21 protein-coding genes are annotated in these 24,592 nt (G+C 40.8%); 6 read left to right on the top strand and 15 right to left on the bottom strand.

Translation table 11 applies throughout. The features are described 5' to 3' along the window. Position 1: 1 nt before the first annotated feature. Positions 2 to 1,324, bottom strand: coding sequence for a DEAD/DEAH box helicase (locus tag RB215_RS07220; protein WP_011328112.1), 1,323 nt, complete (start codon positions 1,322 to 1,324; stop codon positions 2 to 4). Positions 1,325 to 1,520: 196 nt separating this feature from the next. On the opposite strand from RB215_RS07220, the gene RB215_RS07225 reads away from it, so the two are divergent. The 3 genes from RB215_RS07225 to RB215_RS07235 all read left to right on the top strand — a co-directional run bounded on the left by RB215_RS07225 (position 1,521) and on the right by RB215_RS07235 (position 5,299). Next, on the top strand, positions 1,521 to 2,528 hold the full coding sequence (locus RB215_RS07225; protein ID WP_011328113.1) for a rhodanese-related sulfurtransferase: 1,008 nt from the start codon (positions 1,521 to 1,523) through the stop codon (positions 2,526 to 2,528). Between the two features lie 157 nt (positions 2,529 to 2,685). Then, positions 2,686 to 4,581, top strand: a complete 1,896-nt coding sequence (locus RB215_RS07230; RefSeq protein ID WP_011328114.1) for a putative nucleotidyltransferase substrate binding domain-containing protein — start codon at positions 2,686 to 2,688, stop codon at positions 4,579 to 4,581. Between the two features lie 7 nt (positions 4,582 to 4,588). Next, complete coding sequence (locus RB215_RS07235; protein ID WP_011328115.1) at positions 4,589 to 5,299, top strand: 3'-5' exonuclease; 711 nt, start codon at positions 4,589 to 4,591, stop codon at positions 5,297 to 5,299. A gap of 91 nt (positions 5,300 to 5,390) precedes the next feature. Here RB215_RS07235 and RB215_RS07240 read toward each other — a convergent pair whose 3' ends face one another. Beyond that, positions 5,391 to 6,971 carry a BCCT family transporter gene (locus RB215_RS07240; protein WP_011328116.1) on the bottom strand — a complete coding sequence of 527 codons (1,581 nt, stop codon included), beginning with the start codon at positions 6,969 to 6,971 and terminating at the stop codon, positions 5,391 to 5,393. A gap of 496 nt (positions 6,972 to 7,467) precedes the next feature. On the opposite strand from RB215_RS07240, the gene egtB reads away from it, so the two are divergent. Further along, positions 7,468 to 8,742, top strand: a complete 1,275-nt coding sequence (gene egtB / locus RB215_RS07245; RefSeq protein WP_309217109.1) for an ergothioneine biosynthesis protein EgtB — start codon at positions 7,468 to 7,470, stop codon at positions 8,740 to 8,742. Further along, the gene (gene egtD / locus RB215_RS07250) at positions 8,739 to 9,725 is read left to right on the top strand and encodes an L-histidine N(alpha)-methyltransferase (protein WP_086996097.1); all 987 of its coding nucleotides are present in this window, start codon (positions 8,739 to 8,741) and stop codon (positions 9,723 to 9,725) included. The genes egtB and egtD overlap by 4 nt, the downstream gene beginning before the upstream one ends. Before the next feature lie 4 nt (positions 9,726 to 9,729). Here egtD and RB215_RS07255 read toward each other — a convergent pair whose 3' ends face one another. From RB215_RS07255 to pxpB, 6 genes are all read right to left on the bottom strand, one after another. Next, positions 9,730 to 10,569: a PhzF family phenazine biosynthesis protein gene (locus RB215_RS07255; RefSeq protein ID WP_309217110.1), complete on the bottom strand. Its 840-nt coding sequence runs from the start codon at positions 10,567 to 10,569 to the stop codon at positions 9,730 to 9,732. Continuing rightward, positions 10,553 to 12,226 carry an asparagine synthase B gene (gene asnB, locus RB215_RS07260; protein WP_208834341.1) on the bottom strand — a complete coding sequence of 558 codons (1,674 nt, stop codon included), beginning with the start codon at positions 12,224 to 12,226 and terminating at the stop codon, positions 10,553 to 10,555. Before asnB ends, RB215_RS07255 begins: the two co-directional genes overlap by 17 nt. A 157-nt stretch (positions 12,227 to 12,383) precedes the next feature. Then, on the bottom strand, positions 12,384 to 13,052 hold the full coding sequence (gene pcp, locus RB215_RS07265) for a pyroglutamyl-peptidase I (RefSeq protein WP_309217111.1): 669 nt from the start codon (positions 13,050 to 13,052) through the stop codon (positions 12,384 to 12,386). Further along, positions 13,045 to 13,125 (bottom strand): hypothetical protein, encoded by an 81-nt coding sequence (locus tag RB215_RS07270; RefSeq protein WP_303394021.1) that lies wholly within the window; start codon positions 13,123 to 13,125, stop codon positions 13,045 to 13,047. The genes pcp and RB215_RS07270 overlap by 8 nt, the downstream gene beginning before the upstream one ends. 42 nt (positions 13,126 to 13,167) lie before the next feature. After that, positions 13,168 to 14,106: a biotin-dependent carboxyltransferase family protein gene (locus tag RB215_RS07275; protein ID WP_309217112.1), complete on the bottom strand. Its 939-nt coding sequence runs from the start codon at positions 14,104 to 14,106 to the stop codon at positions 13,168 to 13,170. Beyond that, entirely contained in the window at positions 14,103 to 14,765 is a 663-nt protein-coding gene (pxpB, locus tag RB215_RS07280; protein ID WP_309217113.1) for a 5-oxoprolinase subunit PxpB, read from the bottom strand. The genes RB215_RS07275 and pxpB overlap by 4 nt, the downstream gene beginning before the upstream one ends. A 251-nt stretch (positions 14,766 to 15,016) precedes the next feature. Between pxpB and msrA the strand changes: the two genes are divergently transcribed. Further along, positions 15,017 to 16,300, top strand: coding sequence for a peptide-methionine (S)-S-oxide reductase MsrA (gene msrA / locus RB215_RS07285; protein WP_309217114.1), 1,284 nt, complete (start codon positions 15,017 to 15,019; stop codon positions 16,298 to 16,300). A gap of 327 nt (positions 16,301 to 16,627) precedes the next feature. On the opposite strand, the gene RB215_RS07290 is transcribed toward msrA, so the two are convergent. From RB215_RS07290 to RB215_RS07320, 7 genes are all read right to left on the bottom strand, one after another. After that, complete coding sequence (locus RB215_RS07290; protein ID WP_309217115.1) at positions 16,628 to 17,521, bottom strand: LysR substrate-binding domain-containing protein; 894 nt, start codon at positions 17,519 to 17,521, stop codon at positions 16,628 to 16,630. A 298-nt stretch (positions 17,522 to 17,819) separates the two neighbouring features. Then, the gene (locus RB215_RS07295) at positions 17,820 to 18,476 is read right to left on the bottom strand and encodes a 3-oxoacid CoA-transferase subunit B (protein WP_011328126.1); all 657 of its coding nucleotides are present in this window, start codon (positions 18,474 to 18,476) and stop codon (positions 17,820 to 17,822) included. A gap of 17 nt (positions 18,477 to 18,493) precedes the next feature. After that, positions 18,494 to 19,192, bottom strand: coding sequence for a CoA transferase subunit A (locus RB215_RS07300; protein WP_011328127.1), 699 nt, complete (start codon positions 19,190 to 19,192; stop codon positions 18,494 to 18,496). Between the two features lie 88 nt (positions 19,193 to 19,280). Further along, positions 19,281 to 20,177 (bottom strand): hydroxymethylglutaryl-CoA lyase, encoded by an 897-nt coding sequence (locus tag RB215_RS07305; RefSeq protein WP_309217116.1) that lies wholly within the window; start codon positions 20,175 to 20,177, stop codon positions 19,281 to 19,283. Further along, positions 20,177 to 22,183 (bottom strand): acetyl/propionyl/methylcrotonyl-CoA carboxylase subunit alpha, encoded by a 2,007-nt coding sequence (locus RB215_RS07310; RefSeq protein ID WP_309217117.1) that lies wholly within the window; start codon positions 22,181 to 22,183, stop codon positions 20,177 to 20,179. The genes RB215_RS07305 and RB215_RS07310 overlap by 1 nt, the downstream gene beginning before the upstream one ends. An 8-nt stretch (positions 22,184 to 22,191) precedes the next feature. Further along, entirely contained in the window at positions 22,192 to 22,962 is a 771-nt protein-coding gene (locus RB215_RS07315; protein WP_011328130.1) for an enoyl-CoA hydratase/isomerase family protein, read from the bottom strand. Positions 22,963 to 22,974: 12 nt separating this feature from the next. After that, on the bottom strand, positions 22,975 to 24,582 hold the full coding sequence (locus tag RB215_RS07320; RefSeq protein WP_309217118.1) for a carboxyl transferase domain-containing protein: 1,608 nt from the start codon (positions 24,580 to 24,582) through the stop codon (positions 22,975 to 22,977). Positions 24,583 to 24,592 lie beyond the last annotated feature (10 nt).

Below are 24,592 nucleotides of genomic sequence, written 5' to 3' on the forward strand. Positions count from 1 at the left end.
ATTATTCCTGTTCAGGCTTTTTTCTACGGCGCATAGGAGTATCGCCATCAATATTAATAGGGGCTTTAATGGGTGCAGATGGTTTTTTAGGCTTAGCTTTGCGTTTAAACACTGGCTTTTTAGCTGCTACTGTTTTTTCTGTGGCTAAAACTGCAACTGGTTTCTTTTCTTTAATCCCTTTAAATTTAGCTTTTAAACCATCAACGCTATCAAACTTTAATTCATCATTTAAGAATGCTTTAATTGCTAAATAACTTGGCCAATCTTTTGGGCCTACTAACGACAGTGCGCTGCCTTTAAAACCAGCTCGACCTGTTCGCCCAATTCGGTGAACATATTCTTCAGCGTGTTTAGGTAAATCAAAATTTATAACATGGGTAACACTGAGTAAATCTAAGCCACGTGACGCAACATCTGTGGTTATTAATATTTTGAAGTTTTCGCGGCTAAATGCATCCATAATATCGAGACGCTTATTTTGTGCTAAATCACCTGCTAATGGCTGTGCTTTAAAACCTTTAGCGCAAAGCGCTTCGCTCAAACGGCTGGTATCTGCACGGGTAGCTGTAAATATAATACATTGGCCAACATCGTCTTGATTCAAAAAGTGCTCAAGTAAGGCTTCTTTATGATCAAGATGATCAGCAAGATATAAGCTTTGTTTAATATCTGAGTGTTGCTCGTTTGCAGCGCTGAGCATTATTTGCTTAGGCTTTTTTAATAAGTTGCGTGATAGTGCATCTACTTGTGCATGATCTAGTGTAGCCGAAAACAATAATGTTTGGCGCAGGCGATGATCGGCCAAGTCATTAATCATTTTAAGTTGTTCGGTAAAGCCTAAATCTAGGATACGGTCTGCTTCATCAAAAATAAGCAGCTCAAGACCGCTCAATTGTAACGTACGCTTTGTAAGGTGATCGGCTAGACGACCTGGTGTTGCAACTACAAACTGCGGATCGTTTCTAAGCGCTTTAATTTGGTCATTAAAATTTTCGCCGCCGAGTATTTTTACGGCTTTAATGTTTGTACCTGCGATTAATAAACGCAGTTGTGTAAATACTTGCGTAGCAAGCTCACGTGTTGGAGCAACAATAAGTACCCGAGGATCGCGTTTACTGAGTGCTTTTTGTTTCATTACTCGTTGAACAGCGGGTAATAAAAACGCCAAGGTTTTGCCTGACCCTGTTTTAGACTGGGCGAAAATGTCATGCCCTGCAAGTGCTGTAGGCACTGCATGTGCTTGAATGTCGGTAGGCTGGGTGATCCCTTGATGTGCTAGTTGTGTTTCAAGGCGATTATCAATCCCAAGATCAGTAAAGTGCAAGGTGTGTTTCTCCAAAATGAGCAAGTTATATCTTAATTCTATCGGCGCATTATAGCCCACAGAGGCGTATGGCTAACAGTAAAATGCAAATTATAAGGCTAATTTTTGCATTTAATCACAAAAAGCGTAAAATACGCGCCCAAGATGCGCCGGATTTACGATTCGGTATATATTAAAAAGCAAAATAGGAATAAATATGACGGCTGTTCATAAAGACAATTTAACCAGCGAGCACTTTATAGTGTGTGCACTGTATAAATTTGTAGCATTACCTGAGTTTGAAGCGCTTAGAAAACCATTACTAGATGTAATGGAGGCAAATGAAGTTCGCGGTACTTTACTAATCGCCTCTGAGGGTATTAATGGTACGGTTTCAGCTAAACGTGCTGGCATAGATAATCTTCTTAAATGGCTTGAACAACAGCCAAGCCTTAATAACATTGTTACTAAAGAATCTTACGATGACGAATGCCCATTTTACCGCACCAAAGTAAAACTAAAAAAAGAAATTGTGACTATGGGGGTTGAGGGCATCGATCCGCTAAAAGTAGTGGGTAGTTATGTTAAGCCAAATGAATGGAACGCATTAATTTCAGACCCAGAAGTGATACTTATAGATACCCGCAACGATTACGAAATTGAAATAGGCACCTTTCAAAACGCAGTTGATCCTAACACCAAAACATTCCGTGAATTTCCGCAGTGGGCTAAAGAAAACCTTGATCCAAGCAAGCATAAAAAAGTAGCTATGTTTTGTACTGGCGGTATCCGCTGTGAAAAATCAACAGCGTATATGAAAGAGCAAGGCTTTGATGAAGTGTACCATCTTGAAGGCGGTATTTTAAAATACCTTGAAGAAGTACCAAAAGATGAAACCATGTGGGAAGGCGAATGTTTTGTATTTGATAATCGTGTAGCGGTTAATCATGACTTACAAAAAGGCTCGTATGACCAATGTCATGCGTGTCGTATGCCGATCACCGAAGACGAAAAGTTAAAAGCTGAATATATGGAAGGCGTGTCGTGTCACCATTGTATTGATAATGTAAGCGATGAGCAGAGAGAACGTTTTGCTGAGCGACAAAAGCAAATAGAGCTTGCACAAGCGCGTGGCGAAGGCCACATTGGTAATGAAGCACAAGCTATTTTACAGCAACGTAAAGAGGCTAAAAACGCTAAAAAACAAGCCCAACGTAGTAAATAATATTTTATTAAATTAATTTAAAAAGAGTCATTATTGACTCTTTTTTTGTATCCACTATATGTTTTAACCTAAGATTGGTAATGTTAGTCTTTAGGTAATACCAATTGCATTAAATTAGTATAAAACACATCATAATATCGCTATGTAGGAAGCAACTATGCAAGCCGAACAAATAGAAATAGCGCAGTTTTTAGCACAGCATCCCCCTTTTAACGATTTACCCATTAAAGCGCTTAACGAGCTGGCGCAACAAGTTGAAGTTGCATACTTTAGAGCGCAAACAGAGATTTTACAGTTAGGCCAAGATATTGCCGACTTGTACGTTATAAGAAGCGGCTCGGTAGAAATGTATCGCCGTAATGGCGAGCTTTATAATCGTTTAGCCGTGGGTGGAATATTTGGCCAAATGGGCCTATTGATGAACCGCAAAGTGCGTTTTCCGGCCACTGCACTAGAAGACACATTGGTTTACTGCATTAATGTTGAACTGTTTAATCGTTATTGCGATGAGTTTGATGCATTTGCTGATTACTTTGAAACCGATGGCAATGTACGTTTGCACCAAGCTATTGTTGAGCAAGCCGACAGTAACGATTTAACGACAGCAAAAGTAAAGTCGCTTATTCATCGCGATGTAGTGACAGTATTAACCACTTCTACGGTGCAAGATGTTGCTAAATTAATGAGTGAAGAAGCGGTTTCATCAGTACTGGTTACAGATATAAATAAGCCCGTTAACGACGACCCGGAAGAGGATGATGGCCAAGTAGTTGGCATAATTACCGACCGAGATTTACGTAATAAAGTGGTTGCGCCAGGGCTGTCGTTTGATACTCAAGCACAGCATATTATGTCTACTAACTTAGTGATTTTAGATGCTAATGCCTACGTTTTCGAAGCTGTATTAGCTATGTTAAGAGACAGCCTGCATCATTTGCCGGTAGTGCAAAAACGCAGGCCGATTGGGGTAATATCACTGTCTGATATTTTACGTTACGAGTCGCAAAGTAGCTTGTTATTAGTGCGTGGTATTTTGGCCCAGCAATCAGTGGAAGACTTAACCCATTATGCCCGCCAGTTACCTAATGTATTTGTGCGTATGGTTAACGAAGATGCAAACTCTCATATGGTTGGTACAGCCATGGCAGTGATTGGCCGTACTTTTAAGCAAAGGTTATTAATATTAGCTGAAGAAAAGTATGGCCCAGCTCCCGTGCCTTATTGTTTTATTGCTTTAGGCTCCATGGCGCGCGATGAGCAACTGATAGTAACGGATCAAGATAATGCGCTTATTTTAGATGACAGTTACAACGATGAGTTACATAACGAGTACTTTCAAAACATTGCTGATTTTGTTTGTGATGGTTTAGCACAATGCGGCTACACCTATTGTGATGGCGAAATTATGGCGTCATTTAAAAAGTGGCGTAAAACTCGCTCTCAATGGTTTGAGCAATTTGCAGATTGGATAGCAAAACCAAAACCACAAACGTTATTACACAGCTCTATATTTTTTGATTTGGACGGCGTTTGGGGTAAAACAAAATGGGCCGATGAGCTCAAAGTCTTTGTTGCTAAACAAAGCAAAGCAAATAGGGTGTTTTTGGCAAATATGGCTGCTAATGCGCGTAATCGAACGCCGCCTCTTGGGTTCTTCAAAGGTTTTGTTTTAGAGCATAACGGCCAGCATAAGCACTCAATGAACTTAAAACGCCGTGGTACCGCACCACTTTCGGATGTTATACGGGTGCATGCATTAGCGATTGGTTCACGCAAACAAAACTCGTTTGACCGCCTTGAGGATATAATTGCCGCAAAAAGTTTACCCGAGGGTAAAGCACAAGATTTACGAGATGCGCTGGAGTATATAGCTATGATGCGAATTCGTCATCAAGCATTACAAATAGAGCAAGGTGAAGAGCCCGATAATAATTTAGATCCGCATCAACTTTCACCGTTTGAGCAGCGTAATTTAAAAGAGGCATTTGCGATTCTTGAAAAAGCGCAAAACTATCTAAAATTTAGCTTTATTTCAAATACAAATGTGAAGTGATTTTTCTATGAGCAAGCAAAAGCAAGCAATAGTTGACTGGTCGCTTAGGTATCAGCAATTAGCAAATAGCAGTGAAAATGCCTTGTTACAGCAGTTTTATGCATCGGCTTTTAATCAGCCTGCTGCAGCAATAGCTGATGTGCCATTTGTAGCGATGGATTTTGAAACCACCGGCTTAGATAGCGAAGCAGATGACATAGTGAGTGTGGGTTTAGTGCCTTTTAACTTACAGCGAATATACTGCAAGCACAGCCGCCATTGGGTAGTACAACCGCGCAGAAACTTACATGAAGAATCAATAATCATTCATGGTATTACGCACTCAGAGGTTGATGATGCACCAGACTTTAATCGTATTATTGAGCCTTTGCTTGCCGCGCTAAGCGGTAAAGTCGTGGTGGTACATTATGCAGCAATTGAGCGGCCATTTTTAAATAATGCGTTGTTACTTAGGCTGCACGAAGGCATAGAGTTTGCGTTAGTTGACACTATGGATATTGAAAAAAGAGCATTAACAGCACGTCAGGGTTTAATAGGGCGGTTATTTAACTCTAAAATAGGCTCGTTGCGATTAAATGATTGTCGTAAGCGCTACTCACTTCCTGCCTATAATAACCATAATGCCCTAACCGATGCATTGGCCACAGCTGAGTTGTTACAAGCGCAGCTGAGTCATCATTATCGCTTAGATACGCCGATAGATGATTTGTGGATATAAACTTTATTTTATAGCTATAAAAAAACGCCGCATAATTTGCGGCGTTTTTATTAGTACTTTTTATAATTACCAGTAAGGGTAATAAGTACGGTTACTTTTTAGTACGAGGCTCAGTACGTAAGCCCAACAGTAAGCTTAAACACATAAACAACAATACAATAGTAAAAGGTAACCCGGCAGATATAGCGCCAGCTTGCAGCGCTTGTATAGCTTCAGTTCCACCTATCCAAAGTAGTGCGGCAGCTACCGCACCTTGGGTTACAGCCCAAAAGATACGTTGTGGTACAGGTGCATCAATTTTGCCACCAGCCGTGATCGAATCAATTACCAATGAACCAGAATCCGATGACGTAATAAAAAACACCAATACTAAAATAATCGCTACAAACGATAAAATGTTAGACAAAGGTAATGCATCAAACATTTGGAACATAGCAAGTGGTACTTCAGTAAGGCCGTTAGTACCTAGCTCACCTACATTATTAACCACCTGATCAATAGCAATACCGCCGTATATAGACATCCATAAAATAGTAACAGCAGTAGGCACTAGTAATACCGCAATTAAAAATTCACGTATAGTACGACCACGAGAAACACGCGCAATAAACATACCTACAAACGGTGACCAGGAAATCCACCACGCCCAGTACGATACAGTCCAGCCATGCATCCAGGTTTCATCTTCACGACCATGAGGATTACTTAAGGGAATAATATTTTCTACATAGCCCATTATGGTAGTAGGAACATTACCTATAGCAACAGCAAAGCCAACTAAAAATACAAACACAAGTAAAACCAAGGCAATTAACATATTGGCATTACTAAGTACTTTTACTCCGCCATCAATCCCTCTAACTACCGAAATAATAGCTAAAAGTGAAACCCCAATAATAACTAAAATTTGTGAACCAACACCGCCAGAGGTACCAAATACATGATCTATACCTGCAGAGGCTTGTTGTGCTCCTAGCCCTAGTGAAGTTGCAAGACCAAAGAGTGTTGCAAGCACAGCTAAAATGTCGATAAGGTGGCCAGGCCATCCCCACGCTCTATCACCTAAAATAGGATAAAAAATAGAACGGATAGACAGTGGTAAGCCTTTGTTATAAGTAAAGAATGCAAGTGAAAGTGCGACAACTGCATAAATAGCCCACGGATGTAGACCCCAATGGAACATAGTTGCGCCCATTGCTAGTTTTGCTGCCTCTGGTGTATTAGGAGCTACATTTAAAGGTGTTTCAAACCAGCCAGTATAATAAGCAAGCGGTTCTGCAACACCCCAAAACATTAAGCCAATACCCATACCTGCAGCAAATAACATAGCTAACCATGAAAGGCGAGAGTGAGTAGGTACTGCATCATCTCCCCCTAAACGTATTTTACCGTAAGGCGATACAATAAGTGCTAAACAAAAAATAACGAAAAAGTTAGCAGCCCACATAAATAAGGCATCAAAGTTATTAATAATATCTGTTTTTATACTATCAAGTGCAGACTTAGCTGTTTGTGGATCGGTAACTAAAATAGCGATCAAAAAGATGACAATCAGACCAGCACTTATGCCGAAAACAGAGTTATGTATATCTAACCCCCATTTTTGTACGTTGTCTTGACCTACGGTATAGTCCGTACTATCAATACTATATTTGTCATGCTCTTCGCTCATGCAATACCTCATTTGTTGTTCTAACCCTGGATGTTACCCAGTGTCGTAATTAATTATATTAGTCTTGTAATTATATTAGTTTAAACACAAATAATTAGAAGACTAACTAATCTGATTTTTGATCATTAACTTTACTAGTGTATGAGTTAAATACTAAATGTAAATGATTTTGTATTTAGACTGCTGATATTATAGTCAAAATGATGATATTTGTTGCTTTTAAGTATAAAAAACAAACACTCTCTAACTTGTTAAATTAGTTTACTATTTACAAATACATATACGAGAACACTTATAAATCAGCGCATATTATCCGAAATCAGAATTATAAAAACACATAGGTAAATAATTACTGTCACGGAGTATGTAAATACTAATAAGCTGCTAATTAAAGGTGCCTAATATAAACGCCCCTTTAATCTAGGAATACTTAGTATATGATTTAACATTAGGTTATATTTTAACAGTAAAGTAGTTAAAGGAGTAAATTGCGACTATGACTAATGATATTAAACATTTAGTTGGAAAAAATGAGCTTAGTGAGCATTTTAAATCGGTACGTAAATATAGCCTATCACTCATTAGTGCGTTAAGTGCAGAAGACTGTCAATTACAAGCAATGGCCGACGTAAGCCCAAGTAAATGGCATCTTGCGCATACCAGTTGGTTTTTTGAAACATTTTTACTCTGCATTCATAGCCGTAATTACAAAGTATTTAACCCTGAGTTTAAAATATTATTTAATTCTTACTACAACGGAATTGGTGAGCAATTTAAGCGGGGCAACAGAGGCAGCCTATCGAGGCCGAGTCTTGATGACGTAATAGCATACAGACGATATATTGATGAAGCTGTTATAAGCGTGTTAAATACTGCTATAACCTCAGAAATAGAGCAAATAATTACTCTTGGCCTAAATCACGAGCAACAACACCAAGAGCTAATGTTGATGGATATTAAGTATAACTTTTCTATTAACCCAATATTTCCTGCGTACCAATCACTAAAGCCAACTCAAGTACCAAACCAGCAATCCAGTGCCGCTATAAAGTTTATAAACTTTGACCAAGCAATTATAAATATAGGGAGCAATGCTGAAAACCAATTTGCCTACGATAACGAACAACCTAAGCACTCTGTGCTGGTTCATCCATTTAGCTTTGCTAATAGATTAGTGACTAATGCAGAGTATTTAGGCTTTATTAATAGCTCAGGCTATAGCAACCCGCAACATTGGCTAAGTGACGGCTGGGCACATATACAGGCTAATAATTTAACACAGCCATTGTATTGGCATTATATAAACGGGGAGTGGTTTGAGTTTACCCATTACGGATTATTACCCCTTAACTTAGCCGCGCCGGTTTGTCATGTTAGTTATTATGAGGCCAGCGCTTATGCAAGTTTTGTTAATGCACGCCTGCCCACAGAGTTTGAATGGGAATATGCAGCCCAGCAACACGCACCAAGTAATACAGCGCACACGTCACTTTTATTGCCAAATATGGCCGATAGTAGCGCTGCTATTGGGCAGCTTACAGATAGCTGCTGGCAATGGACAAACAGTGCTTATTTACCTTACCCAGGTTTTAAGCCAATTGCAGGCGTGGCAGGAGAGTACAATGGTAAGTTTATGAGCAATCAAATGGTATTACGTGGCGGTTGCGTGTTAACTCCTGCTAATCATTTACGTACAACCTACAGAAACTTTTATTATCCCCATCAAGCCTGGATGTGTAGTGGTATAAGACTCGCTAAGGATAAAACATGAGCCAAATGACAACAATAAAGCAGTGCAGTATAAATACCTCTATAAGCAACTGTGAGTTTTTAACAGATGTAATAAGTGGCTTAACCCAGCAACAAAAATCACTCCCCTGTAAATATTTTTATGACGACAAGGGGGCTGCATTATTTGAGCAAATAACAAGGCTGCAAGAGTATTACGTAACCCGTACTGAGCTGGCTATTTTAGAAAGGTACTCAAAAGAGATTGCACAAATCCTACCTGAAAGCTTATCAATAATAGAACCCGGTTGTGGTTCAGGCAAAAAAATTGCCCACTTATTAGCTCATATGAGCAAAGTAAAAACGTTTGTACCGTTCGAAATATCTACAGAAATGCTTAACTATTCATTAGCGCATTTATCGCCATTATTCCCTGAACTGGTTATTGCTCCGTTATTAGGCGACTTTACCGATAGCGCAATGGTTAAACAGCTTATTAAAGAAACCGCCCTCGATAGCCAAACTAATTTAGTGTATTTCCCGGGCTCCACCTTAGGTAATTTTAACACGCTTAAAGCCATTGAAATAATGAGAAACTTTCAGCATTTATGTGGTGTAAATGGCTATGTTTTAATTGGGATTGACTTGGTAAAACAGCGCCAAGTACTGTTAGATGCATACGACGATAAACTCGGTGTAACCGCTGCATTTAATAAAAACTTATTACAACGAATCAATGACGAACTAAATGGATCATTTAATTTAGCCAATTTTAACCATGAATCACGTTATAACGAGCAGCATAACCGCATAGAAATGCACTTAGTGAGCCTTTGCGAGCAAACAGTGATAATTAATAACCAACAAATTAATTTTAAACAAGGTGAAAGTATTCATACCGAAAATTCTCATAAGTACACCCTAGAATCGTTTAAACAGCTTGCGGCACAAGCTAATTTAAGTTTAGAGCAAACATGGCAAGACGATAATAATTACTTTGCCTTATGCCTATTAAGGCCGCTATAAATTATTAGTAAATAACAACTTGGCCGTTGTTAAGTTCATAGTTTAACAACGCGCCATTAGGCGATTGCTGTATAAGCGTAACTTTATTTAAACCGTATAGTCTAAATAATAAGGGTGCAATAACCGATACTGCTGAACCCGTTGCGGTATCTTCGTTTACACCAAACTGCGGGGCAAAGTATCTAAAATGTGCAATGGCATTTTGTGCTTGAGTATTTTGTACTGTTAGCGCAATAACCGCATTTTTATGCAGGTGACTTAGGGCTTTAAAATCAACTTGTAAGCGTGTTAAATCGTCTTTTGCATTGAACAATAACAAGGTGTAACCGTTTTTATTGGCACTGCTGTACGCGGCTTTTATTGATAATGAAAATACTCGCTGTAATTTACAGTAGCAGGGGGACTTTATCGACTCAATACTTGCTAATACCAACTGAGCCTGTTGCCTGTTAATTTTTATTTTAAAACGCTCATTACAGCTTGTAATAAATACCTGTGGGCAATAAGAAAAATAATGAAGTAAAAAGTTAGCTGCAGCCAAAGTGCCATGCCCACAGCGCTTAATTTCATTTGTTTGGTTAAACCAGCGAATTTTACAATAAGGTTTAGTTATCTCATTTTGATTTAAAAATACAGTCGCAGGATGATTCGATTTTGACGCAATATATTGCATCAATTTAGAGGTTAAGCCCTTTTTATAAATAACAATTAAAGCACTTGAACCGGCTAAGTTAGCTGTGTGGTTATAAAAAACAGCTTGAGACGATGTGAGTGTTATAAAGCGCCTCACAAGCCATGCTGGCTTGTGAGGCGCTAAATAAATTCGCTTAGCTTTTGCTAGCATACGCATCGTTATGAATAAGCGCGGCACGTCCAGAAGGGTCAGCATTATTTTGAAACGACGCATCCCATGCCAGCGCTTCGGGCGTAGAGCACGCTACCGATTTGCCATAAGGCACACATTTAGCGGCGGCATCACCAGGAAAGTGAGATTCAAAAATAGCGCGGTAATAATATGCTTCTTTAGAATCGGGGGTATTTATAGGGTATTTAAACTTTGCATTGGCAAGCTCTTGATCGCTCACTTGCTCGTTTACAAACTCTTTTAAGGTATCAATCCAGTTATAACCTACACCGTCTGAAAACTGCTCCTTTTGACGCCATAATACTTCCTCTGGTAAATAATCTGCAAAGCCTTCGCGTAAAATATGCTTTTCTATTTTTCCCTCTGTACACATTTTAGCTTGTGGGTTAATACGCATTGCCACATCCACAAACTCTTTATCTAAAAATGGTACGCGAGCTTCAACTCCCCATGCTGCCATCGACTTATTGGCACGTAGGCAATCAAACATATGCAGTTTAGATACTTTACGGTTAAGCTCTTCATGAAACTCTTGTGCATTCGGCGCTTTATGAAAATACAAATAGCCACCAAACAGTTCATCTGCTCCTTCGCCCGATAGCACCATTTTAATACCCATGGCTTTAATTTGTCGGGCCATTAAATACATAGGAGTAGAGGCACGAATAGTGGTTACATCGTATGTTTCTATGTGGTAAATCACTTCGCGCAGGGCATCTATACCTTGCTCAATAGTAAATATAATAGGGTGATGAATAGTGCCTATCATATCGGCTACTTTTTTAGCCGCGGCTAAATCAGGTGAGCCCTCAAGGCCAACAGAAAAAGAATGCAATTTAGGCCACCATGCATCGCTTTCGTCGTTATCTTCAATTCGTTTTGCCGCAAAACGCTGGGTTATAGCCGATATAAGCGACGAATCTAAGCCACCAGAGAGTAATACGCCATAAGGCACGTCGCACATAAGCTGGCGTTTAACGGCTGCCTCTAGTGCGCTTTTAACATCTTCGGCCTTTGCGCTGTTATTTTTAACGGCGTCAAAGCTTTGCCAATCGCGTTTGTAATACGCTTTAAGCTCGCCATCTTTACTGCTTAGGTAATGCCCAGGCGGAAATTCTTCAATGTGCTTACAAATTGGTGAAAGGGCTTTTAGCTCTGAAGCTACGTAAAAGTTACCGTGTTCATCGTGACCGGTGTAAAGCGGAATAATACCAATATGATCGCGGCCAATAAGGTAACTGTCATTTTCTTCATCGTATAAACAAAATGCAAAAATGCCATTTAAATCATCTAAAAAGTCGGCACCTTTTTGTTTGTAAAGCGCTAAAATAACTTCGCAGTCAGATTCTGTTTGAAAGGTAAAATCGGTGGTTAAATTTGCCGCTAATTCTTTATGATTATAAATTTCACCGTTTACCGCTAAAATATGTGTTTTTTCTGGATTATATAAAGGCTGTGCACCGCTAGAAACCCCTACAATAGCTAGGCGTTCATGTACTAAAATTGCTTTTTTCGATGCATAAACACCCGACCAATCAGGGCCGCGGTGCCTTAATAACTTCGACATTTCGATGGCTTGCGTACGCAACTGTACGGGATCAGATTTTATATCTAACACCCCAAAAATTGAACACATAGACTACCCCTCATTCTTGTTTTTATGTGTATTGCAGAGCAAAAAAACTCTGCGACTCACCTTTGTTTTAGCAGAATTAATAACGTAAGTCACACCGCATTTACAAAATAATAAGAATAATTTATGCACCAACATAGCTCGTATTGCACCAAAATGATTAATGTGTGGTGCCGGCTGCTATTTTTACATCGCGCTCATTGCTCAAAGCTTCAGCTATCATTACTTTTAGCGCATTTATTACCACTTCTTCACTCATACTTGGTGCGCCATTATGGTGCACTGCTTGGCTTGGTAAATAAGGAATATGAATAAAGCCGCCTTTCATTTTTGTATAGTTTTCGTTTATATAATGCAGCAAACCATACATTACATGGTTACACACATAAGTACCGGCAGTATTAGAAATGGCCGCGGGAATATCACTTTCATGTAAGGCGCTTAACATGCGTTTTATTGGTAAATTGCTAAAATAAGCATCGGGGCCATTTTTTGCAATTGGGGTATCAATAGGTTGCTTACCGGCATTATCTTTAATGCGAGCGTCGTCTATATTAATCGCAATGCGCTCTATAGATATTTCGCTGCGTCTACCAGCTTGGCCAACACATAAAACTATCGCCGGGTTATGGGCCTCTATCGCTTGGTGTAGTTGTGCAATAGAGGTATTAAACTCACACGATAATTCAATAGCGCATACTTTATGCTTCATTATTATATGGTCGTCGAGTTTTTGCACTGCTTGCCAAGAGGGGTTAATGGTTTCGCCATCAAAAGGAGCAAAACCGGTAATTAATACGCACGCCATAGGGTAAGTTGATTTAGTCATTGAACACCACGCTATACATTAAAACAATATTAACGGCGAGTAAGGTTACTGCCGTAGGAGTTTGTACTTTTATTACACTATGCTTCTATTTATATTTAAATCGAGCATAACCTCTCTATTTTTTATTATTGCTATTATTGAGTGCCAAACTGAGCTGATATAAATGAGCATTTTGTTTATGTTGGGCTCTGCGTGCTTGCTCTAGGGTTACATATTCAAATTCTATATTATCGGCTGCTCTAAACTGTGCAAATTGATGTAAGTCAGCACTGATCACTGTACCTAGTAGCGGATAGCCGCCGGTAGTTTGGCCATCATTAAGTAATACTATGGGCTCTCCGTTGGGGGGCAATTGTATGCTCCCTGGGTTTACAGCCACAGAAGGTAATGAATGTGTGTGCATCAGATTATCTGTATTATTTACTAACCTTACGCCCATTCTATTACTGTTAGGGCTGGCTTTAAATTTACCCGAAGTAAAGCTATGCAAAAGTGTTTTACCTAATAACTTTGCGTGTGGGCTAGGGTGCAAGCGGATAATTTTACGTTGCGGTGGAGCAATAGCCCCCATTTTTATAAAAGGGCCATTAAAAGGCTTAATTGGAATGCAGTCACCACTGCTGAGTGCTTTGCCATCGAGCCCACCAAAGCATGCATTTAAATCAGTTGCTCGAGAGCCCATTATTAGTGGGCACTGCACGCCGTCTTTTACTGCAATATATGCTCTTAACCCCGCTCGTCCTGTGGCAAAGCTTAATACTTGTTTATTTTTAATAGCGTATGTCCAACCTGGGTAAATCGGCTGTTCATCAAGCTTTGCCTGTAAATCAGCGCCTTGGATGGCAATGACAGTATCGCAGTTAAATTCAAGCTCACATAAGCCCACAGTTACTTCAAGCACCGCATCGTTGTCGTTATTACCAAGGAGTCGATTAGCTATTAATTGTGCACAGGGGTCTAAGCTGCCAGCTTTACTTACTCCTAAATGACGATAGCCAATTCGGCCAAAATCTTGAATAGTGAGTTGTACGCCTGGTTTTAGTACTTTTATCATGCGCCTGCTCCTTGGTTTTTTAGCGCTACAAACTCAAGGGTATCGCCTGGTTGCATTAAGCAAGGTTGCGAATGAGAGCTATTAAATAATGTGGTATTGGTATGGCCAATAATATGCCAGCCACCGGGAGTGTCGCTAGGGTAAATACCGGTTTGGGTAGCGCCAATAGCCACCGCACCTTTAGGTACTTTAATGCGAGGCTCAGCGCGCCTTGGGGTATGTAGGCGTGTATCTAAACCATGTAAATAGGCAAATCCGGGCTGAAAGCCTAAAAACAAAACGTGATACTGAGCTTTGCTATGTATACTAATTACCTCATCAATACTTAAATTATGAAAGCTGGCTACATAAGCAAGATCTTCACCCTCGTATAGGGTCTCTATTAAATGGTGTTTACCAGTAAAAGTACTGCTTTTAAGCTCATCCCATAATAATGGTAATGCCTCTAGCCATTTAGTTAAGCCCGCCGATGACTTTAAATACAAGGTGAGGGAATTCATTCCTGCAACTAAGTCGGTAAACTCTGCGGTGTTTTTACAGTGCGCAGCTAAAGCCCAAATTTTTTTTTGTATAGTTAATACATTGTTTGCGTCTAAATGTGCTGCATCTATCAATAAGCTATTGTTACTAAGTGCATAAATTATAGGAGCCGAACTCATAAAACAAACCTGTTAATACAACATGTTTCAAAGCTAACATAGTTCTATTGATTTATTTACACCATTGCGACCAGCAAAATGGATTAAGAGATAAAATATAAACCTTATAAGCCGCTCACTCGTATTTAATTACTTACCAAGTTGAAATAATAATTCAACAGGTAAGGTCTTTATTAAAGCCTGTTACTATTTTTTGTTAAAAATACATTCGCAACAGTAACCGGCCTTAGCATTTATTTAAGAGGTAGTTTATGTCGTATCAGGGTTTAATTTATTTATCTAGCGTTGCTATTTTATTTAGTGCAAGCAGTGTTGCTTTATCAATGGAAAAAGTCGTGCAAAGTAATGTTCAAGCGACTATGCACGTAGAAACACTAGTACTTGGCTCAGGTTGCTTTTGGGGCGCTGAAAAACGCTACGAAGCACTTAATGGTGTTATTGATGCTGAGTCAGGTTATGCGGATGGAAACGGCTTTAAAGCCACTTACAGCAATATAACCAATCAATCACGTCGCTTTGACGAGGACAATTACGCCGAAGTTGTGCAAGTTACCTATAACAGCAATATTATTAGCGCAAAGGAGCTACTCGAAAACTACTTTGAAAGCCACGACCCAACACAAAAAAATCGCCAAGGTAACGATGTAGGCACTCAGTATCGCTCAATTATTTTAACTACCACCACTGAGCAAGCGCAAGTAGCAAAGCAAGTTAAATCGCAATATCAACAACTGCTTACGCAAGCAGAGTACGGCACTATAGCCACTATTATTAAGCCACTTGACACTTTTTATGCAGCTGAAGAATATCATCAAAATTATTTAGAAAAAAATCCAAATGGCTATTGTCCCGATCACTCAACTGGCGTGGTGTTTAACAAAAAACCGCCCGAACAAGTAGATAACTCCGCTTTATTAATGGGTAAACAAATCGTGGTATTAGACTCACGCGAATACTGTCCATACTGTGAAAAATTTAAAAGCGCTGTAGCTAACGACTACAAAGGCAGTATTGCTATGAGCTTTCGCCACGCCGATCAACTCCAAGGTTTAACCATTAAGTCGGCAACCTGGGCAACCCCCACTATTTTATTTTTAGAAAATGGCACTGAAGTATACGGACGTCAAGGCTATGCAAGCCCAGAGGCGTTTTACAAAGCCCTTGGCGCATTTAAACTAGGCGATAGTGAAGCCTATAAAGTTGCATTTAATTCAAAAACCGATCGCGCTTATTGCAAAGAATACAAAATTTTTAAAAATACACCCGATGGCACCTTTGTCGATAAGCTCAGTGGCGAGCCGCTATTTGATACCCGCGATAGGTTTAACTCTGGAACTGGGTGGTTATCGTTTACGCATCCAATAAAAAGTAGCGTTACTGAACATGACGACAGTAGCTGGGGAATGACTCGTATTGAGCTGCGCTCTAAAAGTACTGGCATACACTTAGGGCATTTATTCCCCGGGGAAGGCCCACGCGGTACAGACCGTTATTGTATAAATGCTACGGTTCTTGAATTTATACCAAGGGATTAAAAATACGTGAGATATACAAAAGCCCAGTAAACTTAACTTTTACTGGGCTTTTTAATTAAGGCTTTAGCTAAAAAGCAGTATTAAAGCCTAATTTATTTTTAGTAAATATTATGTGGATTGCCTAAAAATAAAAACAGTTCAAGCCAAGTCACCACCTAACTTGAACCGTTTTTTACACTGGCAACATCTTACACACACAATATAAGATTCTTTTACCAGCTTAATTATCAAACCTTAAATTAAACTGAAATACTTTCGATAGGTGAACTTTAGATTTATTGAGCATTAATCACAAACGATAAAAATACACCCAATGAGTGAAATAAATTAATCTATAGGTTTGGTTTGTGTATTTTTAAAAGTAGCTATAACCCACTTAGCAAATAAATCAAGCGGATGATTTACATTACTTGGCTCGTGTTGCACTAAATAGTACTTGTCTTTAGTGGTCAGCGGGCGCTCGAATAATTTATATAACCAGAGTTCGTCTAGCCAGCTTTGGCTTATAGGCAGAGGAATAAGCGCAATCCCCATACCTTGCTGCGCTGCTCGTGCTACACCAAACATGCTGTCAATTTGTATAATTTGGGTTGGTGAAAAGTCAACTATTCCAGCTTTCTCGGCCCACTGATGCCATGCCCAAGGGCGTGCTTTGTGTAATATAAGCGGCACTTGATTAAGGGCTTTACAATGATCATCCTTCCATTGTGCTAACAAGTTTTTATTGCAAGCAGGTATATACTCTAAGTTAAACAGCTCTGTTACAACGCCTTCGGTTGGCTTATTCGAGGACAGCACTATTGATAAGTCGCTATGTCGGGTTAGCTCTTTACGGGTTTTAAGCGTATCCATTTGTAAATTAATATTAGGGTGCGCCGACGTCCATTCGCGCAATCTAGGCATTAGCAACTCGCTTGCAAAAAACTCAGGCAAGGTAATCGTTAAACTTGTATTTTGCTGCATTTGGCTAAATTCATTAATTGTGCTCTCAAGCGTACTAACTATTGGCGATATAGCTTCAAAAAAGTCCTTTCCAGCTGCAGTTAAACTAATCGAGCGGGTTTTACGCACAAAAAGCTCAATGCCAAGTTGTTCTTCTAGTTGTTTAATTTGATGGCTTACAGCCGAAGGCGTTAAATACAGCTCATTTGCTGCATGCTTAAAGCTTAAACTTCGTGCCGCGAAGCAAAATGAGCGAAGACCACGTATAGGAGTTTGCATGTTTTCCAATATAAAGTTGTTTGAGTCGCCTATATAAGGCAATAACTGAACCAATTATTAAAATCAATAATATCAGAAGGTTGAAACTTTTACTGCATTAAGTTCACAATAATGGTGCAACAAGGTAACAAGGTGGTGCAGGGGAGTTACAAGTTAGCGCTAAATTTTAGCACCTTAAAATAATAATAAAACTCAGGAAAATAGGCAAAAAAAATCCCTCGTTAGAGGGATTTTGGGTAACTCAGCGCCATTGGCACTGGGAATGAGGTCGGTACAAGGTAAAGTTTAAACCTAGGGCTTAAAACACCATTTCTGGTACTTCACCGTCAACAAGTAATTTACCTGCTGTTTTACTAATAATTTCATCTACAGATACGCCCGGAGCGCGCTCTAACAGATGAAATGCGCCGTCTTTAACTTCTAGTACGGCTAAATCTGTAACTATTTTTTTAACGCAATTAACGCCGGTAAGCGGTAATGTGCAGGCCTCTAATAGCTTTGAGTCGCCATGCTTACTGGCGTGGGTCATGGTAACAATAATATTTTGCGCGCCTGCAACCAAGTCCATTGCGCCGCCCATGCCTTTAATTAACTTTTTAGGGATCATCCACGACGCTATGCTACCGTTTTGATCTACCTCAAAAGCGCCCAGAACTGTTAAGTCTACATGACCACCGCGTATCATGGCAAAACTATCTGCACTATTAAATATGGCTGCACCTTTTGCAGCTGTCACGGTTTCTTTACCCGCGTTAATCATATCGGCGTCTAGCTCTGCTTTAGTTGGGTATGGTCCCATGCCTAACAAGCCATTTTCGGACTGTAACATAACTTCAATATCGTCTGGAACATAGTTTGCGACGAGTGTCGGAATTCCTATGCCTAAATTAACGTAATAGCCATCTTTTAGCTCTTGTGCAACGCGCATTGCAACTTGTTCACGTGATAATGCCATAATATTAATGCTCCTGCTTAATCTCGTGTAGTAACACGCTCAATGCGTTTTTCAAAGTTGCCTTTAATAACGCGGTTTACATAAATGCCAGGGGTATGAATTTGGCTTGGCTCAAGTTCACCCGGCTCTACAATTTCTTCTACTTCGGCTACCGTAATTTTACCAGCGGTTGCGGCAAGTGGATTAAAGTTCATTGCAGTATGACGAAACACTAAATTTCCGTAACGGTCGGCTTTCCATGCTTTAACAATAGCAAATTCACCGGTTATCGACTCTTCTAAAATATAAGGGCGACCATTAAATTCTTTTACATCTTTACCCTCGGCAACGGGCGTACCGTAACCTGTTGCGGTGTAAAACGCCGGAATACCTGCACCACCAGCACGCATTTTTTCTGCCAAAGTGCCTTGTGGTGTAAGCTCTACGTCAATTTCGCCACTGAGTAACTGTTGCTCAAATAGGGCATTTTCGCCAACGTATGAGGCAATTACTTTTTTAATTTGTTTGTCTTGTAATAAAATGCCCAAACCAAAGTCATCAACACCGCAGTTATTAGACACCACGGTGAGCTCTTTGGTTTTCATTTGCTTAATTTGTTTAATTAAGCCCTCAGGAATACCACATAAACCAAAACCACCGGCAATTACGGTATCGCCGTCTTTTAATCCTGCCATTGCAGCTTCGTAACTAGAAACTACCTTATCAAATCCGGCCATGAGTCACTCCTCATTGTGTGCTTAAATTGTTTAACTAACTACATGATAGTTAGTTTATAAATACTTTGTATAAAAATTATTTGGGATGTTATTTAGCATGCAATGCAATCGACACTTTACTTACGGGTTGTTTGCCAAGCGCTTTTGTTATTTGCCATCCTGCATCACTAAGCCTTTGTAAATCAATTGCGTGCTCAATGCCAAGCCCTTGCAGTAAGTAAACTACATCTTCGGTGGCAACATTTCCTGACGCTCCTTTAGCGTAAGGGCAACCACCAAGGCCTGCTACTGCCGCGTCAACCGTTGCTATACCTAAGTTTAGTGCCGCGTAAATATTTGTGAGCGCTTGGCCGTAAGTGTCATGAAAATGCACTGCAAGCTGCGACTTATCAATGTGCTGTAATAGCAAAGTAAGTAACTCAGTTACCTTTTTAGCTGTGCCTACACCTATGGTATCGCCAAGGCTTATTTCATAACAGCCTAGTGCGAGTAGCTTTTGGCTAACATAAAGTACAGCTTGAGGGTCTATTTCGCCTTCATACGGGCAACCTAAAACACAACTTACATAGCCGCGTACTTTAATGTTATGCGCTTTGGCAAACTCCATAACGTCGCTAAAACGCTCAATACTTTGCTCAATACTGCAGTTAATGTTTTTTTGACAAAACGATTCGCTAGCCGCTGTAAATATGGCAAATTCTTTAATTCCAGAGGCATGCGCAGCTTGTGCGCCTTTTAAGTTAGGGGTTAACGCACTTAAGTTTACATCGGGCAAATCAAGAGCTGATATCACATCAGCTGAGTCTGCCATTTGCGGCACCCATTTAGGGGATACAAACGCACCGGCTTCAATGTCTTTTAAACCCGCAGCAGCAAGCGCGTTAATAAGCGCTACTTTGTCGGCAGTGGTTACTGCTTTTTCGTTTTGTAGGCCATCGCGCGCGCCTACTTCAACAATACGCACTTTTTGCGGAAAAACGCTCATTATGCGCCTCCCTTAGCAGGGTCACTTGCAACTGTCGTATCTTCAACTATAGCCAGTAACGCGCCATGGCTTACCAGTTCACCTTCGGCAAAACAATAGCTTTGTAAAATACCATCGTGCGGGGCATTGAGCGTATATTCCATTTTCATCGCTTCAATAATAACCACAGGGTCACCTTTGGTAATACTACTGCCCAGCTCAACTAAGTGTTTTACTACCGTACCATTAAGTGGCGCAGCTAAAGGCAGGGCATCACTTTGGTGATCGCTAATATAGTGCTTATTTACTAGCTCTAGGCGAGTTTGTAGTGCTTTGTGCATTACGGTAATCACGTTATTAACGCGACTTACGTGGGCTGTGTGTTTTTCGCCGTTAATAAATACACTACAAAGGCCATTATTTAAACTGCCTTGAACATTAAATACGTGCTCATTATGGGTAATACTGTAGCCATTTTTCGTTTTAACCGCATTAAAGGTTAAATCAACAAACGCAATTTTAACGCTTTGCGGTGCATTTAGGGCAAAGCCACTGAGTTGTTGCCAAGGGCTTGTATTTGGCGTTTTTCCTTGGGTGCTAACTAGCTGCTCTAAATAAGTAAAAGCTGCAATAAGCTGGCTTGCTTGGCGCAGAGATTGATCAACCGCCACTAGCGAATCGCCTTGCTCGGCAATAAAGTGAGTGCTAGGCGCGCCTTGTTTAAAACTAGGGTGCACAGCTAAGTTATGTAAAAAGCCAATGTTAGTACTAAAGCCCGCTAAGTGAAATTGCTCAAGCGCATGTTGTAAACGGCTCAGCGCTTGTTCGCGATTGTCATCATGCACAATTAACTTGGCTATCATGGGGTCGTAATATGGGCTAATTTCGTCACCGGCTGCAATGCCAGTATCAATGCGTACAAACTCACTGTTTAGCGGGGTATAAAGTGCTTCAATTGTGCCTGAGCACGGAATAAACTCATTAGCAGGGTCTTCAGCGTAAATACGCGCTTCAAAGCTGTGGCCTTGCAATTTAATATCTGCTTGTTTGAGTGGCAGTGTTTGCCCGCCGGCAATATTAATTTGCCACGTAACTAAGTCAACACCAGTAACCATTTCGGTAACCGGGTGCTCTACTTGCAGACGCGTGTTCATTTCCATAAAGAAGAACTCATCGCCACACAGTAAAAACTCAACTGTACCTGCACCGCGATAGTTTATTGCAAGAGCGCAACGCACCGCGGCTTCACCCATTTCTTTGCGCAACTCGTCTGATAAACCCGGGGCAGGGGCTTCTTCAATTACTTTTTGATGACGACGTTGCAACGAGCAGTCACGATCGCCTAAATAAACACAGTTACCGTGGTTATCGGCAAACACTTGTACTTCTACGTGGCGTGGTTGGTTAACGTAACGCTCTAGCAATACAAGGTCGTTGCCAAAACCAGCAACGGCTTCACGCTGTGCGCCTTCAAGTGCGCTAATAAATTCATTAGCGTGATTTACCACGCGCATGCCTTTACCACCGCCACCAAATGCTGCTTTGATCAGTACCGGGTAGCCAATTTTTTCGGCCTCTGCTTGTAAAAAAGCAGGATCTTGCTTGTCGCCATAATAACCAGGTACTAATGGCACATTAGCCGCGGCCATAATTTCTTTAGCACGCGTTTTAGAGCCCATAGCTTCAATGCTGCTTGCTGGTGGTCCAACAAATACAATATTATTTGCTTCACATGCGTTGGCAAACGTGCTGTTTTCAGACAAAAACCCATAACCAGGGTGAATACAATCTGCGCCGCTGTCTTTTGCTACTTGCAGTAATTTATCGGCAACTAAATACGAGTCTTTACTTGGCGCAGGGCCAATATGGTAGGCTTCGTCAGCCATTTTTACATGCTGCGCGTGTTTATCAGCATCGGAATACACAGCAACTGTGGTTAAGCCCATTAATTTAGCACTGCGCATTATTCTGCACGCTATTTCACCACGGTTAGCAATGAGTATTTTTTGTAATTTATTTACGTTCATAATTAATCCTACAGTTGCCATTGTGGTGGACGTTTGTCAAAAAAAGCGCTTAAGCCTTCTTGGCCTTCATCCGATACACGAATTTTGGCAATACGATGAGCGGTAAGCTCAATTAGCTCATCGGTTATTTCTTTATTTGCTACATCGTTAATAAGTGCTTTTGCCGCTTTTACTGCAACCGGGCCATTATCAATCAATGTTTGCAGCATAGCGTCGAGTGCACATTCTAAATTACCGGTTACTTGATGAATTAACCCAAGTTGCTTAGCGGTATGCGCATCAAACACCTCAGCAGTTAAAAAGTATCTACGCGCTGCACGTTCACCAATGGCTTTAATTACATAAGGGCTAATAACCGCAGGAATAAGCCCCAGCTTTACTTCGCTTAGGCAAAATTGTGCATTGTCTTGGCATATTGCAATGTCGCAACAGGCAATTAAACCTAAAGCGCCGCCAAACGCAGCGCCTTGCACGGCACAAATAGTAGGGTGCGGGCTTGTTGCTAACACTTGCATTAATTTAGCTAACTGCATTGAATCGGCTAAATTATCGTTAACATTGTTATCTGCCATCGATTTCATCCAGGCTAAATCGGCACCGGCTGAAAAATGTTTGCCCTCAGTTTTTAACACCAAGGCGCGAATATCGAGCGTATTAGCATGTTCAATACATTTTATAAGCTCTTGAATGACTTCGCTGTTAAATGCATTGCGTTTTTCTGGGCGGCTTAAAACGAGTACCGCCACATTTGATTTTGTTATTTGTAGAGTAACTGACATTTTACGCTCCGATTACATTCTAAATACGCCAAATTTCGACTCTTGCACTGGTGCATTACTAGCGGCACTTAAGGCAAGTCCTAAAACGCTACGTGTGTCGGCAGGATCAATAATGCCGTCATCCCATAAGCGGGCGCTGGCATAATACGGATGTCCTTGCTCTTCGTACTGATCAATAATTGGCTGTTTAAAGTCACTTACTTCTTGCTCGTTCATGCTTTGGCCTTTACGGGCTAAACCGTCTTGCTTAACTTGCGTCATTACACCGGCTGCTTGCTCGCCGCCCATTACAGAAATACGCGCATTGGGCCACATCCACATCATGGTAGGTTCAAATGCACGGCCACACATGCCGTAATTACCTGCGCCATATGAGCCACCAATCAGTACGGTAAATTTAGGCACATCGGCGCACGATACCGCCATAACCATTTTAGCGCCGTGTTTAGCTATACCTTCGGCTTCGTATTTTTTACCTACCATAAAGCCGGTTACGTTTTGTAAAAACACTAAAGGAATGTTGCGCTGCGTACATAGCTGAATAAAGTGCGCGCCTTTTTGCGCCGACTCACTAAACAAAATACCGTTGTTAGCGACTATGCCCACTGGGTGGCCATAAATACTCGCAAACCCCGTTACTAGGGTTTCGCCAAAGTAGCGTTTAAATTCGTCAAACGATGAGTCATCAACTGTGCGCGCTATTACTTCGCGTACATCAAATGGCTTTTTAAGATCGGTGCCAACAATGCCGTAAAGCTCGTTAATATCATAACGAGGTGCTTTAACTTCCTCTAGCAACGGCGCAGTAGGGCGGGTGTAATTAATACGCGCTATACATTGGCGCGCAATCGACAACGCATGTTCGTCATTTTGCGCGTAATGATCGGCAACCCCCGATGTTTTACAGTGCACGTCGGCACCACCAAGCTCTTCGGCGGTTACTACTTCACCGGTTGCAGCTTTAACAAGAGGCGGACCCGCTAAAAATATAGTGCCTTGATCTTTTACAATTATGCTTTCATCGGCCATGGCCGGTACATAGGCACCGCCTGCGGTACATAAACCCATAACCACAGCAATTTGTGGAATACCTTTACCCGACATACGGGCTTGGTTGTAAAATATACGGCCAAAATGCAGCTTATCGGGAAATACATCATCTTGCTCTGGCAAGTTTGCACCGCCCGAATCAACTAAATAAATGCAAGGTAAATGGCAACGCTCAGCAATATCTTGCGCGCGTAAATGCTTTTTAACCGTTAGCGGAAAGTAAGTACCGCCTTTAACCGTGGCATCGTTTGCAATAATCATGCATTCAACACCTTTAATACGGCCAATACCTGCTACTACACCGGCACACGCAATTTCTTGCTCGTAAACACCAAAGGCGGCAAATTGCGAAATTTCTAAAAATGGCGAACCTTCGTCAATTAAAGTGCTAATACGGTCACGTACAAATAATTTACCGCGGCCTTCGTGGCGCTCTTTTAATGCAGCGCCGCCACCTTGGCTAATGGTTGCCACTTTATTACGTAAATCATCTACCAACGCCGACATATTTTTATGGTTTTGTACAAACGTTGGATCGTGAGGATTAACGCTCGATGTTAAAATCGTCATTATTTAATCC

This window comes from Pseudoalteromonas sp. HL-AS2 (assembly GCF_031198805.1).
Lineage (GTDB): Bacteria > Pseudomonadota > Gammaproteobacteria > Enterobacterales > Alteromonadaceae > Pseudoalteromonas > Pseudoalteromonas nigrifaciens.